This window comes from Cellvibrio sp. UBA7661 (assembly GCA_002483365.1).
Taxonomy (GTDB): Bacteria; Pseudomonadota; Gammaproteobacteria; order Pseudomonadales; family Cellvibrionaceae; genus Cellvibrio.
Genome location: DLHT01000017.1, coordinates 1 through 19,386 on the forward strand (window position 1 = coordinate 1; position 19,386 = coordinate 19,386).

General features: G+C 47.8%; 15 protein-coding genes. 10 read left to right on the forward strand and 5 right to left on the reverse strand.

The features are described from left to right. Window positions 1–44: 44 nt before the first annotated feature. From B2739_RS13240 to B2739_RS13280, 9 genes are all read left to right on the forward strand, one after another. The gene (locus B2739_RS13240) at window positions 45–359 is read left to right on the forward strand and encodes a chorismate mutase (protein ID WP_331346323.1); all 315 of its coding nucleotides are present in this window, start codon (window positions 45–47) and stop codon (window positions 357–359) included. A 126-nt stretch (window positions 360–485) separates the two neighbouring features. Beyond that, complete coding sequence (locus tag B2739_RS13245) at window positions 486–1,094, forward strand: transglutaminase family protein (protein ID WP_331346324.1); 609 nt, start codon at window positions 486–488, stop codon at window positions 1,092–1,094. Window positions 1,095–1,159: 65 nt separating this feature from the next. Further along, window positions 1,160–1,867: a succinate dehydrogenase iron-sulfur subunit gene (locus B2739_RS13250; protein WP_331346325.1), complete on the forward strand. Its 708-nt coding sequence runs from the start codon at window positions 1,160–1,162 to the stop codon at window positions 1,865–1,867. Window positions 1,868–2,094: 227 nt separating this feature from the next. Beyond that, complete coding sequence (locus tag B2739_RS13255; RefSeq protein WP_331346326.1) at window positions 2,095–2,988, forward strand: dienelactone hydrolase family protein; 894 nt, start codon at window positions 2,095–2,097, stop codon at window positions 2,986–2,988. 95 nt (window positions 2,989–3,083) lie between these two features. After that, window positions 3,084–3,794, forward strand: a complete 711-nt coding sequence (locus B2739_RS13260; protein ID WP_331346327.1) for a hypothetical protein — start codon at window positions 3,084–3,086, stop codon at window positions 3,792–3,794. A 107-nt stretch (window positions 3,795–3,901) separates the two neighbouring features. Then, window positions 3,902–6,283, forward strand: a complete 2,382-nt coding sequence (locus tag B2739_RS13265) for a DNA polymerase II (protein WP_331346328.1) — start codon at window positions 3,902–3,904, stop codon at window positions 6,281–6,283. 64 nt (window positions 6,284–6,347) lie between these two features. Further along, the gene (locus tag B2739_RS13270; protein ID WP_414633232.1) at window positions 6,348–6,749 is read left to right on the forward strand and encodes an SMI1/KNR4 family protein; all 402 of its coding nucleotides are present in this window, start codon (window positions 6,348–6,350) and stop codon (window positions 6,747–6,749) included. Window positions 6,750–6,911: 162 nt separating this feature from the next. Next, complete coding sequence (locus B2739_RS13275) at window positions 6,912–7,727, forward strand: lytic transglycosylase domain-containing protein (RefSeq protein ID WP_331346330.1); 816 nt, start codon at window positions 6,912–6,914, stop codon at window positions 7,725–7,727. 277 nt (window positions 7,728–8,004) lie between these two features. After that, window positions 8,005–9,075 carry a hypothetical protein gene (locus B2739_RS13280; protein ID WP_331346331.1) on the forward strand — a complete coding sequence of 357 codons (1,071 nt, stop codon included), beginning with the start codon at window positions 8,005–8,007 and terminating at the stop codon, window positions 9,073–9,075. An 89-nt stretch (window positions 9,076–9,164) separates the two neighbouring features. Here the strand turns inward: B2739_RS13280 and B2739_RS13285 are convergent, their stop codons facing one another. The 5 genes from B2739_RS13285 to B2739_RS13305 form a co-directional block, all read right to left on the reverse strand. Beyond that, window positions 9,165–11,222, reverse strand: a complete 2,058-nt coding sequence (locus tag B2739_RS13285; RefSeq protein ID WP_331346332.1) for a carbohydrate-binding module family 20 domain-containing protein — start codon at window positions 11,220–11,222, stop codon at window positions 9,165–9,167. Between the two features lie 244 nt (window positions 11,223–11,466). Continuing rightward, a complete protein-coding gene (locus B2739_RS13290; protein WP_331346333.1) occupies window positions 11,467–11,802 on the reverse strand; it encodes a hypothetical protein in 336 nt (111 codons plus the stop codon). Window positions 11,803–12,201: 399 nt separating this feature from the next. After that, window positions 12,202–13,119: an ornithine carbamoyltransferase gene (gene argF / locus B2739_RS13295; RefSeq protein ID WP_331346334.1), complete on the reverse strand. Its 918-nt coding sequence runs from the start codon at window positions 13,117–13,119 to the stop codon at window positions 12,202–12,204. 47 nt (window positions 13,120–13,166) lie between these two features. Beyond that, on the reverse strand, window positions 13,167–14,330 hold the full coding sequence (locus B2739_RS13300; RefSeq protein ID WP_331346335.1) for an acetylornithine transaminase: 1,164 nt from the start codon (window positions 14,328–14,330) through the stop codon (window positions 13,167–13,169). 269 nt (window positions 14,331–14,599) lie between these two features. Next, window positions 14,600–17,062 carry a response regulator gene (locus tag B2739_RS13305; protein WP_331346336.1) on the reverse strand — a complete coding sequence of 821 codons (2,463 nt, stop codon included), beginning with the start codon at window positions 17,060–17,062 and terminating at the stop codon, window positions 14,600–14,602. A gap of 234 nt (window positions 17,063–17,296) precedes the next feature. On the opposite strand from B2739_RS13305, the gene B2739_RS13310 reads away from it, so the two are divergent. Continuing rightward, window positions 17,297–19,384, forward strand: a complete 2,088-nt coding sequence (locus B2739_RS13310) for a TonB-dependent receptor family protein (RefSeq protein ID WP_331346337.1) — start codon at window positions 17,297–17,299, stop codon at window positions 19,382–19,384. Window positions 19,385–19,386 lie beyond the last annotated feature (2 nt).

Below are 19,386 nucleotides of genomic sequence, written 5' to 3' on the forward strand. Positions count from 1 at the left end.
GTTTTTCTACGGCTTCGTTATAGGCACAAAACAAGGAGTTAAAAATGAACAATATCGTAACTTGCAGTTCCCTTGATGAAGTTCGTTCAAATATCGATGCTATCGACCAAAAAATTGTTAACCTAATTGCTCAGCGTGGCGGCTTTGTTATGCAAGCCGCTCGCTTCAAAAAGACAACCGAAGACGTTAAAGCGCCCCAGAGAGTCGAGCAAGTAATTTCAAAAGTACGCGCTCTTGCAGTTGAATCAGCAGCAAATCCCGACGTTACTGAAGCCGTTTATCGTGCAATGATTGCTGCTTTCATAAATGCCGAGCTTGTAGAGCATTCATCTCTTGCAAGTAAAACGGTAAAATCATAAGTGCAGCATGTACATTGCATATTTTGTAATTCACAATTTTTAATTTTACTGCGCAAAATATTCTATAATCCACAATGTAAGTTCTGCCGGTTAATATGGTGTTAATCGTAATAGGAAATTGAGATCGTGCATCAGTATCTTGAGTCAACAGAATACATAGATTGGAAAGTGCCAGAGGTTTCGGCTAAAGCGAAGTTGCTGGCCGATGGTGCTGGAAGTGCTGAGATTATCGCAGAAAGGTGCTTTATCTTCGTCCGGGATCAGATAAAGCATAGTTGGGATTATCAGTGCGGCCCTGTGACATGTAAGGCATCCGACGTTTTGAGACACGGAACGGGTTACTGCTATGCGAAGAGCCACCTGCTCGCGGCACTATTGCGTGCGAACGGTATTCCCGCCGGACTGTGTTATCAACGTCTGACCATTAACAATGATAAGCCGCCGTTTTGTTTGCACGGTTTAAATGCGGTGTACTTTGAAAATCATGGGTGGTACCGAATTGATGCCAGAGGAAACAAGGAGGGCGTATCGGCTGACTTTTGTCCTCCGATTGAGAAATTAGCATTCTCAATAATCTCTGATGGTGAGGCAGATCTTCCAGAGATATGGGCAGAACCTATAGCGCCTGTTGTTGAGGTGCTTTTATCAAAAAAGACTTATCGTGAGGTGGCGGATAATCTGCCGGATATTCAGTTGACCAGGGGCAACAAAACAGCGCACGCGACAAGTGGGTGAATACGGCAAGCATCCCGGGTTACCCATCAACTTCGTGTTGCTTCACAGTGAAGGGAGGAGAGTTCATGATCAATGTCCAAATATATCGGTACAACCCTGAACAAGATGCTTCGCCTTACATGCAGTCTCTATCGCTCCCTAAAGAGTTTCGCAATCGAATGGTTCTGGATGCTTTGGAATATCTTCGAGAAAGAGATACAAGCTTGGCATATCGACGCTCATGTCGCGAGGGGGTTTGTGGTTCAGACGGAATGAATATTAATGGCAAGAACTGGCTGGCCTGTATAAAACCTGTTGGGGAAGCTATCGGCACCTCTAACACGCTGATTATCAGACCTCTCCCTGGTATGCCTGTCATTCGCGATCTTGTTGTAGATCAAACCCTGTTTTTCGAACAATATAAGCGTGTGAGACCTTGGCTTATTAACGAGGATGTTCCGCCTGCAATCGAAAGGATGCAGTCCCCGGAGGAGCGGGAACAGCTTGATGGATTGTATGAATGTATACTCTGTGGATGTTGTACATCGCAATGCCCTTCCTGGTGGTGGAATCCTGAAAAATATTTGGGGCCGTCTGCCTTATTACAATCGTTACGATTTCTTCTTGATAGTCGTGATCAAGCGCGAGATGGGCGATTAAGTGATCTTGATGATCCATTTAGTCTCTTCCGCTGTCGAAGTATCGGAAACTGTTCTTGGGTATGCCCTAAGGGGCTTAATCCTATGGCTGCAATTGGCAGAATTCGGCGTGAATTAATGCGTGAACCCATTTGATGAAATAAAAAATGACATGCCAGATTATTTTCCTGCCGAATTATTTCTTGCGTGCAGGTCATAAGCGAAAATGTCTTGTGTTTATCCATAATAAAAAGTTGATACCAAATACATCCCTTTAAAAAATTATTATAAAAACGGCGAAATCATGATTGGGTTAACGTGACTTTTTGCGAGTATCACGTTGGCTTCATCTTAATTATTAAACCTGACTTTAGGGAAACACCATGAAGGCAATTAGTTATACCTTTTTGTGCTTATTATTGTTATCTGCACCATCGTTTGCTCAAACAGTTGAATCAAGGGTTGTTGAAAGCGGAGGCAGCGGTAAATATAGCGCTATCATGCTTAAAGACGCTTCATTACCTACTCACACGATTTTCAGGCCAAACAATATCGATAAATTTACCGGCAGAAAAAGCTTGCCGTTAATTGTGTGGGGGAATGGTGCTTGTTTTGACTCCCCTTGGGAGCACGTCAATTTTTTAAATGAAATTGCATCACAAGGGTATGTGGTGATTGCGACGGGTTTTATCCCGAAAGAAACCGGTGAGCAAGTTAAAGAGCGATCAACATCAGCAAAATTGCGTGCTGCAATTGATTGGGCTGTTGCACAGAACACTAATAAAAGCAGCAACTACTTCAAGAAAATCGACACTAAAAATATCGCTGTAGCAGGTATGTCATGCGGTGGCTTGCAAGCATTGGAAGTGGCAGATGATCCTAGAATTAAAACGTTGGTAGTAGCGAACAGCGGAATTTTCATTGATGCTGTGCGTGGCAATGCAATGCCGATGATGCCGCAGCTAATAAAAGATGATCTTAAAAAAATCCATACCCCAACACTTTACCTGCTCGGTGGCCCTTCCGATATCGCCTATAAAAACGGCATGGATGATGTAGAAAAAATTAACCATGTTCCGGTATTTGTCGGCAATTTGGATGTAGGGCATGGCGGCACCTATGCCCAACCGTTCGGTGGGGATTTCGCCAAAGTGGCAACCGAGTGGTTTAACTGGCAGTTGAAAGGTGACAAAAAAGCGAAGAAATTCTTTACCGGCAATCCACCGGGTATTTCCAGCATGCAAGGGTGGACATTCGCCAAAAAGAATATGCGATAACCTGTCGCACCTTATATAAAAAACAGTTTTTTTCTCGATAAAACATAAACGTTTTGTCTGTTTTAAAAAATAGTCAACGTATCAAGGGAATTGCTATGAAGAATGTTCATTTATCTTTTTTACAGATCAAAACGTTAATGACGGTGTTAATGCTGGTGTGGGGGTTGATGGCTTGTTCCCAAAAACCTTCACTCACAGTTTCGCTTGTGCCTGTTGTTCCCGAGTCCATGGCGTTGAGTGATTTGGCAGATATAGATTGGTATTTGCCAAGTGGTAACAGTGGTGAGGCTTTGGCAAAAGGCGAGATTATTTCTTACGACCGCAAAGCCGGTGCTGGTTATATCAAAGGTGTCACTGCCCAGCTTGCAGATGAACAAACACTCGGGTTTACGGGCGTTACTACTTATTCATGGAAGGGCGGCGAACGTTTTAAAAATACCACCAGCGCGCCAGTTGCCATCAGTATGTTATTTGCGGCAACAACAACGCCGGGTAACTTTACGGTATCTGCCACAATTCCACAGGATAATGTTTATCTTGTTATCCACGGAAGTTGTATTGGTATTGTTGCAAACGTCGAGGCAAAACTGGAACAACAAGTCGCCCAACGAGAATTACACTGCGAAAGTGATGATGATTTAAAAGATCAGCCGTGGACTTATCAAGTACAAGTGCAGAATGCAAAGGGGAAAGAGGTGGTGCTTGTTATTAGCAATCTTGATGCTGAATATAATTTACCGGGGTTGACCATCAGTGCGGTGATGATGAGTAGCCAGCCATTAATTACACCTAATCACGCCAAATGAGACATTGCATCATTTGATTGGGTTTTTTCTATCTATCAGCGCTGATTGCGCGCACCTACCATCTGCGGGATAATGCTGGTTGCTTAACCAGTGTTGTCCCGTGCGCTATGACCAATGCCTTTTTATTGACCCGCCAGTGGCGCGATACCCGTGAGGGTGTGGTGCTGGATTTATGGTGGGCGACAGAAACGGGCAGTTGTTGGACTCAAATAACGGGCCAGACGGTGGTGTTCTTTGTATTGCGCGAGCAGACTCAGCTCATCCAGCAATTGCTTAAAACTTTACGCCACTGGCATATGGCAGAAGTTGAATTAAAAAACTTTCATAACAAAACAGTGAATGCACTGTATTTCCGCCAGCACCGTATTGCGCGCGATGCGCAGATTATTTTGCAGCAACAAGACATTCCTTTCTGGGAAGCAGATATTCGCCCGCCTGAACGGTTTTTAATGGAGCGTTTTATTACTGCTGCTGCACAAATCGATTTTCCTGTAAACCCATTTCCTATTATCAATCCAAAGCTGGCTCCGGTGGAGGATGCTCTGTGGCGGCCTGCATTAAAAATGTTGTCGCTCGATATCGAAACATCGATGGATGCGAAGCAGCTTTATTCAATTGGTGTCTGGTGCGATGCAGGGAAGAAGGTATTTATGGTGGGAGAGGGCGTTAATACTGAAACGGTGATTTTTTGTGCCGATGCCAAACACTGTTTGTTAGTTTTTTTTGAATTTTTCCGCACAGCTGATCCGGATATTGTGATTGGTTGGAGTGTCGTACAGTTTGATTTACTGGTGCTGGAAAACATCTGCAAAAGCCTGAATATGGAGCTGCAGTTAGGGCGCGCAAACCAAAGCATTCATTGGCGACATGATGATGCCGATACTGGTCGCAGTTATGTAGTGATCCCCGGACGGGTTGCACTGGATGGTATCGAGTTATTAAAAGCAGCGAATTATCGTTATGACAGTTATTCATTGCAGAATATTGCGGAAGAATTATTGGGCGAGGGAAAGTTAATTAGCGGTAACGATCGCGCTGATGACATTACTTATTTATTTAACCATGACAAGCTTGCGCTAGCGGACTATAACCTGCGCGACTGTGAGTTGGTGTGGAAAATTTTCCAGCAACAACAATTGTTGAATTTTGCGATGGAGCGCAGCCAGCTGACAGGCTTGCTGTTAGACCGTATTGGCGGTTCGGTGGCGGCATTTGAATATTTATATTTGCCACGCTTGCACCGGCGCGGTTATATCGCGCCCAACCTGGGTGAACTGGAATCGGATATTTATAGCCCGGGTGGTTATGTCATGGATTCCCGTCCGGGCATTTATGACAATGTATTAGTGCTGGATTTTAAAAGTCTGTATCCGAGCATTATGCGTACGTTTTTAATTGATCCTTGTGCGTTTTGGTTGGCGCAACACCAACAATTGCCTGCAGAGCAAATTGTGCCGGGTTTTAATGGTGCTTATTTTGCGCGTGAATGGCATATCCTGCCCAATATTATTGAGCAGTTATCGGCTGCGCGAGACCGCGCCAAACAGCATAAAAATGCACCGCTATCCCACGCCATCAAAATTATTATGAATTCATTTTATGGTGTGCTGGGTTCGACCGGCTGCCGCTTTTTTGATCCTCGCGTCAGCAGTTCAATTACGATGCGCGGGCATGACATTATCCAGCGCAGCCGCGATTGGATTGAGCAGCAAGGTTATGCGGTAATTTATGGCGATACTGACTCGCTGTTTGTGTGGTTGGAAAATAATTGTGTTGGAAAAAAGCCAAAAGACACAGCCCAATGTAATGCCATTGGCAAACGCCTTGCGAAAGAATTAAACCAGTGGTGGCAGAAAACCTTACTGGATGAGTTTGCGATTAACAGCGCGCTGGAAATCCAATATGAGACACATTATTTACGTTTTTTAATGCCGACGATGCGGGGATCGGAGTTGGGGACTAAAAAACGTTATGCCGGTTTGGTAGAGAATAATGGCAAGCGTGAAATGGTATTTAAAGGGCTGGAAAATGTCCGTACCGATTGGACACAGATCGCCAAAGATTTTCAGGCGGAGCTGTACCGCAAAGTTTTTGCCGGTGAAGACTATCTGGATTTTGTGCGCACCACTAACGATGAAGTCTTGGCTGGCAAGCGCGATCTGCAGTTGATTTATCGCAAACGCTTGCGTCGCCATTTACATGAGTATCAAAAAAATGTGCCGCCGCATGTGCAAGCCGCACGCAAGTATGTGCAACTGACGGGTGAATCGCTTCGCCGCGGCGATTGGATCAGTTATGTGATTACCAGTAATGGCCCGGAACCGGTCGGCCGTTATGACGTGGATATGAACATGCGCCAAAGCCCGATCGATTATCAACACTATGTGGATAAACAATTAACGCCGGTTGCAGACAGTATTTTGCATTTTATGAATGAGTCGTTGGGGCAATTAGTCGATCAGCAGATGTCCTTATTTCAACAGTTGTGATTGGCGAGCGCTTCGGGCTATAGTCCCTGTCCTTTTATTATTGACAGGTAACCCCATGGCCGATATCGATGATGTGTTGGATTTGTTACGCGATTACAACGAACCCGTACCGGTTCCGCTGGATTTGCCCGATGAAGACAAGCTGGTCGAAATTGAAGAAGAGATTCTGTTGCCAATCCCGCGTGATGTGCGCACTTTTCTGCTAGAGGCAAGCGACGTTGTATACGGTTCACTGGAGCCTGTTACCGCTGCCGATCCCAACTCCCACACCTATTTGCCGGAAGTGACGGCTACCGCATGGGCGATGGGCGTGCCGCGCCATTTATTGCCTATCTGTGAAGACAATGGCAGTTATTACTGCGCCGAGCCGGATGGCGAGATTTTGTTCTGGCGCGATGGCGACATGACCGATGAGAGCTGGCCCTCGATTTGGCATTGGATCCGCGATGTGTGGCTGGAATCCTGATTGTTAGGCACGCATTCCTGAATGCCGGTAGATGTCGATAAGCTGCAATAAGTCACGAAAATGGATTTTGGTGACAGAGCCCCTGGTTTTGTTGGGCTACACTGAATCTCCCGGCTGGATTTTTTGAGCCGTTTTTTCCTGTTACGAATCGTGGTGTTTGCTGTGTGTAAAACCTGGTTGTCATTTACCTCCCTGATACTGGCGCTGGCCAGTGTTGGCGTATGGGCGGATGTGAAGACCGATATCGCCACCGACAAAAGCGTGGGTGAGCCGACGCGTGAGGCAGCTCAGGAATCGAGTCTTGCTGACTTTGAGGCCCATGTCCGGCGGATTGCCGAGAAAACCGCAGCAGAAGAAAAAGCGCGCAAAGAGCAGGAGCGTTTGGAGGCCGAGGCCGCTGCCAGTAAACAACCTGCACAACCCTTCAAGTTTTTTAAGTATCGCAAAGATGGGGCGGTTGCCTATTCAGACCGTCAGCCGCGCAAGGCCGACTATGAAGTGATCGTGTATAACTCCTGTTATGCCTGTAACCCGCTATCGCGCGTGGACTGGCGTGCAACACGCTTGTATATGACCGAGTTTACTTACTCCATCAGTCAGGCCGCTCGCAAACACGGGGTTGATCCTTCGCTGGTGCGTGCGGTGATCCATGCAGAATCCAACTTCAATCCTCTTGCCCGTTCGCGCAAAGGTGCTATGGGGTTGATGCAGTTGATGCCGGGTACCGCCAAAGATATGGGCGTGCGTGATACATCGAACGCGGCGCAGAATATTGAGGGTGGAGTGAAGTATCTGGCGTGGCTGCTGGAACGGTTTGATGGCAACATCACACTGGCAACCGCGGCTTACAATGCGGGCCCCGGTGCGGTCGAGCGCTACAAAGGTGTACCGCCCTATGAAGAAACCAAGACCTATGTGTTTCGGGTAAACATCCTGCACCAGCGCTACAAAACCCAGTTGGCTCTGGCGCGCAATTAATTTATTCCTGTTTGATTTCATCTCATCTCATCTCATCTCATCTCATCTCATCCCGTCCCATTTCAATTCATCCCATCCCAGCTTTCCGGTGATTGGTTAAGTGATTTAGCCGTTGTATTGCCTGAATCTATGCCAATTGGCATCTGCTAATAACTTATTATTCTAATTTATGCGCCAAATTTAGCTTAAAAAATCAACGCTTTTGCCGCTATAGATTCTAGCCCTTGGTCTTTCTATCGATGGCAACTCACTGGTTTTGGCAAAAACGGATGGCACTATGATTATTTCTAACGCCTTTATCGGCATGGCCGCACAGCGGGAATATCGTGAAGAACGCAGCATGAAAGAGTCGCTGGAGTTCTGGTTGGATCAACCCGCCGCGCCGCCTGCGGTGCCCTCGGCCGCACCCCAATCGCAGGCTGAGCCTGATGTTGCTGTGGATTTATCCGCTGCAGGTTCGCTCCTCGCCATGCATCGACAGCGCGAAACATTGGATTTAACGGTAGAGATGGATTGGCGTTCGCGTTTGAACATGATGATTCTGGCAGCGATGTACAAATCGATTACCGGTCATGACATGCAGATAGTTGAACCTGCATCGGTGCAAGCGGTGGCGGGCGGTAACGTCCAAACGTTGAATGTGGATACCTCTGCGCCAGGTCAAGCTGTGGTGCGCAGCAGTGGCCCGGGAATTGTCTACCAGCGGCAGGAGCGCTATCAGGAACAAGAACGTATGCAATTCAAAGCGGCGGGAATTGTTCGCACCCAGGATGGCCGTGAAATCGCGTTCACGGTGGATATGTCGATGAACCGCGAATTTGTACAGGAATCTTCTCTGGCGATTCAGGCCGGCAGCCAAAAAATCGATCCTCTTGTTATCAATTTTGATGGGAAGGGCGCAAGTCTTAGCCAAACACGTTTTGCATTTGATCTGGATTCCGATGGCAGCGCAGAACAAATTGCCAGTTTACGCCCCGGCAGTGGCTACCTGGCGTTGGATCGTAATGGCGATGGTGTGATTAATAATGGCACTGAATTATTTGGCCCCAGTAGCGGGCGTGGTTTTGCCGAACTTGCTGCGTACGATGAAGATGGCAATTATTTTATTGACGAAGGCGACAGTATTTACCACCAGTTGCGCATCTGGTCTACCAATGAAGATGGATCAACACAGTTAGTCGGCTTGGGTGATAAAAATATTGGTGCGATATTTTTAGGCCACGTTTCTTCATCGTTCCAATTGAAAGATGAAAAAAATAATTCGCTCGGTGAAGTCGCCAATTCCGGAATTTATTTAACAGAAGATGGAAAGGTGGGTGTTATGCAAGAAATTAATTTAACGGTTTGATTTTTTATCAAATTTGTATACGAGTACAACAGGAGTGGATTATCTGGGAATCGTCATACCCGCAATGGCGAGTATGACGAAAATTCTTATTAAAACGCGCCCAAGGTGCTGGTTGCATTACTGGTATTCAATAGATTGTTGCCGCCGCTTTCCCATACAACACCTAGCGTTGCATTATTTTCCTGACGTTTTACACATTTCCATTCGAGCGCTGTGTTCGCGGGCAATGTGATATTACCAGTCCAGGTTGGGTAGCTGGTCGGATTGAGTTTGATCGCCGATGCAAGGTTCCAATTACCCAGCGCGACGTGGTTACCAACAACGTACACACTTTGCCCTGTGTAAGTCGTGCCATTTTGGCAGGTGAATGCCACATTGACTGTCGCTGCGTTTGAACTTTGCGCGCTGCTTGAGCTGGCGGGTGTACTTGAGTTTGCAGGTGTTGAACTCGCGGCAACACTACTGGCTGCTGCACTCGAACTTGCAACAGAACTGCTGGTGTTATTGCGGGTAACGCTGTATTGCAAACTCGCATCATTGAACGTAATGGTGTAAGTGCCTGCGGTTGTTACAGCAATATCATTACCTGCGGCATCGGCAATCAAATCGCTGTTGTTGTTGCCCCAATTATTAACCCAATTGCCATAGGCGTCGAATTTAAAACGATCAGTGCTGTTGCCTGCAAATGTTACGCTGCCAGCCCAAGTGCCGGCAGAGCAGGTCATATCGGTGCTGCCCCAATTGTTAAACGTACCGCGCAATTTCATTGAAGAATAAACACAGTTGTTGCCAACCACATCGCCATTTTTCGCTTTTATATGAATAGCTGCTGCGGCTTTTGCGCCAACAGTAAATGTTGCAGTACCGTTGGCTGCAACGGTAATACTCGCGTCGGTGCAGGTGCCATTTACGTAATCGCCGGTGATTACGTTGCAATAGCTACCGGCGGCCATTCCCGTTTGCAATGTCACGTTGATCGAACTGTTTTCACCATTAACAACGACAAAGCCTGAACTGCCGCGACCGAATGCAATAGCATTTGCACCGTTGTCCCACCAGTTAGAAACATAAAATGCATCTTTAGTCGCGTTGCGGAAACCAACCATATTGGCAATTTCGCGATTGCGGTGCTCACACAGCCAGCCGTTATTGCATGCACTTGCAGCGGTGCTTGGTGGACCTTGATCGTGGTCTGTCCAATCGTAACTGGACATCACTTGTGTGTAGCCGTAAGGGAAGGCGAGCATGAACACATGCGCAATATTATTCACATTCATGCCATCTTTGTGCGTCACAATATTGCTGGTGTTTTGACGTTGATTGTCATGGTTGGCAACAAAAGTCACTGCATCACTGCTCGCAAGCCATCCACTCCACACACCGATATTGCGTAAATCTTTTAAGGGCGCACGGCCTTTAAAATAATGTCCGAGCGTGTTACTGAAATTAAATTCAGTGACGTCGCTGATGTAAGTGTATTGCGATGGAGTGATAGGTTCGTTAGCCGCTCCAATAACTTCCTGGAAAATATACGGATTGCCATTTAAGCGGCTAATGATGTTGGCGATATCGGCACTCGGCATATGTTTCGCTGCATCGATACGGAAACCTGCTACACCCAGGCTCAATAAATCATTCATATAAGCTGCAATTTTTGCGCGCACATAATCTGATTCAGTTTTTAAATCGTTTAAGCCAACCAAATCGCAATTCTGTACTTGCCAGGCGTTCGTGTAATCAATATTGGTGGTGCAGGTGTGAAAATCATTTGCACTGTAAGGTACTTCAGGGAAATTACGCCCACCTGCAGCCATGTGGTTAATCACGGCATCGACATAAATATCCACACCGACCGCTTTACAGCGTGACACCATGCTTGCAAATTCTGCACGTGTGCCTGAACGGCCTTCGATGGAATAGCTGACGGGTTGATAACGCGTCCACCAGGCATTTCCTGTAACGGATTTTTGTGGAGGAGAAACTTGTACGGCCGCATAACCTTTCGGGCCTAAAACGTTTTCGCACTCTGAGGCGATGTCATTCCATTTCCATTCAAATAAATGGACAAATGTTGTCTGAGCTTGGGCTGAAATTGAAATTAATGGAAATAGCAGTGAAGCAAACAAAAGTTTGGGGAGTGTTTTCATAGTGGATACCGAAGTTTTGATGATTATCTTTATTAGGTTTATATGCATGTAGTCACATGCAACAACAACTTCCACCATCAGAATACGGTAATTTTTTTTACGAAATATTTTGAATACGTATGCAAGGTTAAAATTAATTAGTTATATAAATGCATACGCCTTAAAAACAATAAGCCCCATAAGGGGCTCATTGCAGTGGTCAAAACAAATGATAAGCCTGTTGTTATGTTGCGGCTTTATAGCATTAGTTAGCGCTTAATGTTTTGCTTTTGAGCTCACCTGCAACTGTGCTGGATACACGGTTTTTCAAGATGACGGTGTCACCCTTTTGCAGCGAGCTCAACGACATCACACGACCTTTCTCGGTAGCCACCTTTGCGCCTTTGATAACAGTAAAGGTTTTGGTAACGCCTTCTTCAGTGGTGACGGTGATAGTGCTTTCTGCTGCATCTACTGCCTTCACAACGCCCGGCACTTTTTTATACGAAGAGAATGACTCAGCGCTCACCATGTCGGACAACGTTGTCATTAAAAGCAAAGAAAAAACAAGAGTAGATTTTGAAGCGAATGATTTTGTCATGATAAAACCCTCAGGAAGTAAGATTAACCAGAATGTTTAACTGCACCCACGAAAGAATTATAGGCATCAAAAATTTCAAAGTGTTACTTTTTGTTACTTTTTCTCAGATTGTTTTTTCACAAGAACAGGAAAAATTATCGTTTTTATTCATATAGTGAATATTAAATTAATTTAAAATCATTTAATGTTATTAAAAGTATTATTTTGGGTCATTTTTCTTAATTTGTATGACTTACTGTATTTTTTTGGTGTTTTTGCGTTGCAGCCAAACAGGGCACAAAAGGCAACGTTGTCATTTTGATGTTCTTTTTTGGTGCCAGGAAGAAGTGATGGGGCAAAAACAATAAAACCCGCTTTCCGTGGGGATAAGCGGGTTTTATTGCGTGTGTTTTGAGGAATCTATTGGTTGAACAGGAATTCCATCAGAGCGTTTTGGGCGTGCATACGGTTCTCTGCCTCTTCCCATACAACCGAGTCAGGTGCATCGAGTATGTCGGCTGACACTTCTTTGCCACGATAAGCGGGCAAGCAATGCATAAAGATCGCATCGGATTTAGCGAGCGCCATCAGTTCTTTATTGACTTGATAGCCCATAAAGATTTTCTCGCGCTGTTTCTTCTCGTCTTCTTGCCCCATTGATGCCCAGGTGTCAGTCACCACCAAATCAGCATCAGCAACCGCCACACGTGGGTCATTGCCCAGAGTTACGCGATGTTGGTAGGGAGTAACAAACTCGTCTTCTGGTTCAAAGCCTTTTGGTGTAGCAATGCGCAATTCAAAATCACACAACTCTGCTGCCTGAATATAGGTGTTGCACATGTTATTGCCATCACCCACCCAAGCGACCGTTTTACCGGCGAGAGAGCCGCGTTTTTCCACGTAAGTCTGAATGTCAGCCAGCAGCTGGCAAGGATGGTATTCATCGGTCAGGCCATTGATCACCGGCACACGTGAGTATTCGGCAAAACGTTCAACAATGTGGTGGCCAAAGGTTCTGATCATGACCATATCGACCATGCTGGCGATACAACGTGCAGCGTCTTCGATCGGTTCACCGCGCCCTAATTGGGAGTCTTTGGTAGACAGGAAAATTGCGTGACCACCCAGTTTGGCAACGCCGGATTCAAATGAAACCCGGGTGCGGGTAGAGTTTTTTTCAAAGATCATCGCCAGCACTTTGTTGTTAAAAATCTCAGGGGCTTCGCCCTTGCGCAACATGGCTTTGAGTTCGATAGCGCGTGCAATAATCTGCTGCAGTTCAGCGCGGTTAATATCTGTGAGGGTTAGGAAATGTCTCGGTGCCTTTTGGGGAACCATAATCATTGCTCTTTTATTGCAGTGCGCGCTTTATTGCGCGCACTTGTTTAAAACTCTGTTATTAGCTGTACAACCTTGCTCACCAGTTCATCTGCTTCGGCATCAGTGAGGATAAAGGTTGGCAGCAAACGGATAGTGTTTACCGCTGTCACGTTAATCAACACGCCCAAATCGCGGCCTTTTTGTACCAACTCGGGGCAGGGGGCGTTCAGCTCAATGCCGATCATCAAACCTTTGCCACGGATATCAACCACTTTAGGGTTGTCTGCGAGTGCGGTTTTGAAATCGCTCAGCAATTTATCGCCCAGCTTTTTAGCGCGCTCAATCAGGTTGCTTGATTGGAGCGTTTTGATGACTGCAATACCCGCACTGCATGCGAGCGGATTGCCGCCAAAAGTGGTGCCGTGGTTGCCCGGTTGCAGTACTTCAGCAGCTTTGCTGCGCGCAAGGCAGGCACCAATTGGCATGCCATTACCCAATCCTTTTGCGGTTGTTACAACATCGGGCAGCAGGCCATTGTGCTGATAGGCAAAGAAAGTACCGGTACGACCATTGCCAGTCTGGATTTCATCCAGCATCAACAATAAGTCGTGTTGGTCGGCGATGGTGCGCAACTGGTTCAGATAGTCTGCGGCAGGAACCCGCACACCGCCTTCGCCCTGGACTGGTTCAACCAGAATGGCAACGATGTTTTTATGTTCAGCAATGGCTGATTTAACCGCTTCAACATCGTTATAAGGAACTCGCACAAAACCTTCTACCAATGGCTCAAAACCAATTTGTACTTTGGTATTGCCGGTGGCGCTGAGGGTGGCCATTGTCCGGCCATGGAAACTGTTGCCCATGACGATAATGGTGGGCGTCTTCACACCTTTATCATTGCCATATTTACGTGCGATTTTGATCGCCGCTTCATTGGCTTCTGCACCGGAGTTGGAGAAGAACACCTTATCCATGCCCGATGCTTTGATGAGTAAATCCGCCAGCTGCTGTTGCTGGGGAATATTGTATAAATTGGACACGTGCAAAAGCGTGGCCGCCTGTTCAGAAATAGCCTTGGTAACCGCAGGATGTGCATGGCCCAAGCCGCAAACGGCGATGCCGCTGATGGCGTCCAGATAGGATTTGCCACTGTCATCCCATACTCGGCTGCCCTCGCCCTTGGTCAGGGTCAGGGTTCTGGTGCCGTAAGTATTCATGAGCGTGGACATGATGTTCTCCAATAAAAAGACGCCAAAAAATAACGCCAAATAGATGACGCGAGAGCGTCGCTAATTTCATAGGTGCTGCGTGAAAAAATGAATCTATCAATGCCGATCAGCGATAGGCTCGTGATTGGTTAACCGGGGGGATTTTTCACTCAATTAACACAGGGTGTCGCTTGGACAATGTTTTTTGCCCAAGGTCGATACGGCATAAAATAGGCATCAAATATATAAGTTATTGCGATTATTGGCAAATTTGGCCGGACTTCGCGCCATTAACGGCTGGAAAAACCATTTCCCTGCACAAATTCCTTGGCAAAAATAATGTCGTTTTGCAGATGGAATCCGCTGTCTGGGGGTTGGATAAAAAATCCTTCGAACAGACGCACGCCTTGCATCCATAAGCTGGACAGATTGTGCGAGTTTTCTATTTGGGTGGCGATGACTTTAATGCCATGACTGGTTGCTTTACTGACTAGTTGCTCCAGTAGTTTGGAGTTGGTGCCTTTGTTGGTGAGCTTGGGCGATAAGCGCAGGTAGCGGGTTGTCAGTTGGTCAAGCATAGGGATGATGTCTTCATTCTCACCGGCCCGGGTGATGCAGATACTGCAGCGTATGTTTTCCAGTGCTTTGGCAATTTCCTGTGTTTGGTGAAAGTGATTGAGTACCCAGTTTTCTTCCAGCATGAAAACCAGGCGGCCGTCGCCGCGCAGGCGCGACGAGCGCAACACATTGGCAGCAAAAGAAAAGAAAGTACTTTGTTGCAAGGTTTCTTCTGCCAGATGAATAAACAGTGTTGCCTGTTCACGTGTGGCACTGTTTTCAGCAATGGCGCTGACGGCTTGCTGTAGCACCCAGCGATCCAGCTCCAGCCTGCGTCCGGGTTGGGTAATCCGATTGAGGAAGTGCCCTGCAGGAATGGGGTCACCTTCTTCATTGCGCAGCCGGGTGAGTACAGAAAAGTGCTCTATCTGGGCATCTTCAAGGCTGATGATCGGCTGGAATGCCAAGGTCAGGTCACGGCTGAACACGATGTGGGAAAAATCGGGCAAGTTTTTATCGGTGGTTGTTGTGGTCGTTGCGGATGCTGCGGTACCAACAATTGCTGCACCACTGATGCTAGCCTCAAACGCTTGCTCTGCCCTGAGCAGCGCATTGTTGGCTGTGCCCAGTGCGGGGTTGAGTGCTGCTATACCCAGTTTGATATCCAATGAGAGCGACTTGCCCTTGATAAGGTAGGGCTGGGAACTCAAATGGCGGGTAAATTGTTCGCCGCGTTGGCGATGGAATTCCTGGCTGCGTCTTCCGGCCAGCACACAGGCCACCATGTTGGAAAGATCCATCCACTGTTCGTCACTGCCGACGATATCTGTGAGGCGGTGGCAGAATTGGTCGTGTAGTTCAGCAAAGTCCACAGGGCCAAGCTGTTTGGCCAGCTCTTCCAGTTTGTCGATGCTGAAGTAATAGAGGGCGCTGGTTTGGTTGCCCAAATTACTGGTATGTAATTCTTCCTCCAGCACTGTAAAAAAGTAGCTGCGGTTGATCTGCTGGGGTTGTTGGTTTTGACGGGTTACCCGTGCGACCCGGTTTTTCAAGGCCGAGGTGTCCGCCAGTGCTTGTTGGCTGACGCGTATCAGGTCAGCCGCCTCAAAGGGTTTGGTCAGCAAGGCGTTAATGCCCAATGCTTTGATGCTTTTATGGAGGCTGGCATCGGTATCGGCAGTGACAAAAATAATCGGAAGCAATAAAAATTCCGGATCCTGCCGTAGTAACACCGCCAGCTCCATGCCATTCATATCGGGCATGTGCATGTCCAATATCACCAGATCAGGCTTGAAGCGCGCTGCGTGTTGCAAGCTGTGCAGCGGCTGGTTGACCGCTAACACCTCCATCCCCGCATAACGCAGGATTTCCGCTTGTAGCCCGGTGATATCGGGGTCGTCATCGACCAGCATCACCCGTGGCGTTTTGGTGTTTTCGCTGATGATATGCACCAGCTTTTCTACCAAAAAGTTGAAATCGAGCGGCTTGGTCAAGTAATCCGTACTGCCAGCGCGCAGGGCGCGTAACTTGGCATTCACATCGGTGCGGCCAGACATCAGAATGATCGGGACAGTTGCGGTGAGGAGCGCCTTGATCTGGTGAAGGCTGGTGATGGCTTTGAGCCCGGCGCGCTCAAAATCAGGGTCCATCAATATGGCTGATGGTGAGTCCAGATAAAGCCGCTGCATGCAGGATTGGGGGTTATCAAAGTACTCGACTGTAAATCCGGCCTTGCGTAGATACGCATTACAGAGCGCAGCCACCACCCGGTCAGGGTCGATAACAAAAATGGTCTTGTCTTGTGCTTCCGGGTAGGGCGCGGCCCGGTCATTCAGCGGCAGCGGATCTTTGCGGGCATTGCCGCTGGCAGCGATCGCCATGGCGCGGCTGAGTTGCTGGATATGCTCTTGCAATTGGGTGTGTTCCAGCCCGCCAAAACTGCGCCCCAGTGCATTAAGGTCAGTGATAAACGTGTCCAGCTGTTGGGCAGTGTGATGCAGATCCGGGAAGCCATAGTGGGTACTGGCCTCGGCGAGTTTGCGCGCAAATTGCTGCAGGACCGTAATGCCTTGCTCTGTCCAGTTGAGATGGCGCAAATGGCTCCAGATTTCTTCAAGGCGGCGTGCGCGTTCTGGCAGGCTGGCGACAAATTGCTGGCGTAGTTGTTCTAACTGGTTGCGAAATTCTTGTTGCATAGAATCATCCTGATGCTCACTTCTTGAGTATAGAAGCTGTTCACCAAAGTGCAGATTTTGAAACGACTCACCCGCCTGTGGCGTAAAAAATCGTTTTAGTGCATGAGATTGTGTGTGTTTTTCAGCAGAATGTCGGGCATGTTTCATGCCGACTTTTCGCTGGTATTTCTCTTTAACTTATACGCAGATGGTTTCTTTATGGGTTTCTGGTTTGGAAAAAAGTGTTCGGGTTTGATGACAAAGCGGTTGTTGACGACAAAATCGGTGATGGCGTCATCGGTGCTTGCACCATTAATGATCGCGTCGCCGCTGCAGGCTGCACCTGAGATATTGGAAACATTGTTGGTATCGGGTGAGCGCACAGGCACCTCCGGATTACATGAACAAGTCATGTTCAAAACCGATGAAAATTTCATGCCGGGTGCGCGTCTTGATCCTGCTGAATTATTGCAACACCTCCCGGGCGTGCAGGTGGATTCCCGCAGTAACTATGCGCAAGACACCCGTATCAGTCTGCGGGGTTTCGGTGCTCGCTCTGCATTTGGTGTGCGCGGTATTGATTTATTGGTGGATGGCGTCCCCTTGTCCACACCGGACGGGCAAGGGCAATTATCCAGCAGCCTGCTGGATAGCATCGAGCGCGTAGAGGTGTTGCGCGGGCCGATTGCCTCGCTCTATGGCAACGGCGCAGGCGGTGTTATTGCATTGCAGACAGCCGTGCCCGAATACAACAACATCAGTGCCAGTGTGATTGTGGGTGATCCCGGGTTGCAGCGGCAACTGCTGCAAGGTGAGTGGCAGCACAACAATGTGGCTGCGCGGGTGCAGTTTGCCAACACGGATATCGATGGCGAGCGTCCGCATTCACGTGCAGAGCGCAAGCAGGCAGGCGCGCAGGTTTTTTATCGCACTGACAGCGGAATTGATGTGTTGGTCAAACACGATTACAGCGATGATCCGCTGCTGCAAGATCCACTCGGGTTAACACCGGCCCAGTGGCGCAATGATCCCTGGCAATTAAATCCCGCCGCCGAAACCTTCGATACACGCAAATCGGTTGCGCATCAGCAGACTTCTATCAGCCTGCGCGACAACACAGGCACGCGCCGCTGGCAGGCATCGCTCTGGCAAGGCGAGCGCGATATTGTCCAATACCTGGGTTTTAGTGGCGATGCCATTACCGGCAGTGGTGGCGTGGTGGATTTAGCGCGCGATTTTTCTGGTGCGAGCGGCACTTTTACGCAAAGCCTTGATGTATTGGCGATGCCTGTTGATATCAGTGTGGGTGCTGAATTAGCGCAGATGCAAGATCATCGGCGCGGTTATGTAAACAATAATGGCGAAGCCGGTGATTTGCGCCGCAACGACAAAGGTGATCTGGATAGCCGCGATATTTATGCGCTGGTGCAAATGCATCCCTTTGAAACAGTAATGCTGTATGCCGGTGCACGTCACACGAGTCTGGACATTGATGTGCAGGATTTTTTTACGGTGTCGTCACCGACCGGAACCATAGAAAATCCGGATGATTCCGGTGCGCGACAATATCGCGAACATTCGTATGCAATCGGCGTTAATTACACGGTTGTAAATGCGTGGGAAATATTTGCCAGCAGCGGGCGCGGTTATGAAACGCCCACCTTGACCGAGATGGCCTATAAAACCAACGCAACCGGATTGAACACTGAGCTTGATGCGGCGATTAATCGCCAGCACGAATGGGGCATCCGCTATCGCCCAAGTGCTTTGGGTGAGGTAACGCTCACGCAGTTTTTAATCGAAACCGATAATGAAATTGTGGTTGACCAATCACTTAACGGGCGCACCAGTTTTCGCAATGCCGCCGCAACTGAACGCGATGGTATAGAGCTGCTGGCGCGCTACCCGCTTGGCGAGCAAATTTTAGTGCAATTCAGCGCACAACAATTGGATGCCGAATATTCCGCGGGGCAATGGCAAGGTAAAACATTGCCGGGTGTGGCCGCCCGCCAATATCAGCTGGGCGTACAATGGCGGCCATGGGTAAATGATGCATTGATTGCAGGGTTGCAAGCGCAAGAGCGTGCGCGCATTTTTACGGCGGACAATAACCAGGTCTACGCACCTGCATACACCACCTTTGATTTCACTTTGCAAGGTGTTTACTCACTGCAGCAGATGTCATTGCCAAAAACCGACATTGAATGGTGGATCAAATTGGCGAATATTACCGATGAAAATTATGTAGGCTCGGTAGTCGTTAACCAAAGTAATGGCCGCGCTTTTGAACCAGCATTGGGGCGTAACTTTGTTGCCGGTATCAAGTTTGGCTACAAGTTTTAAAA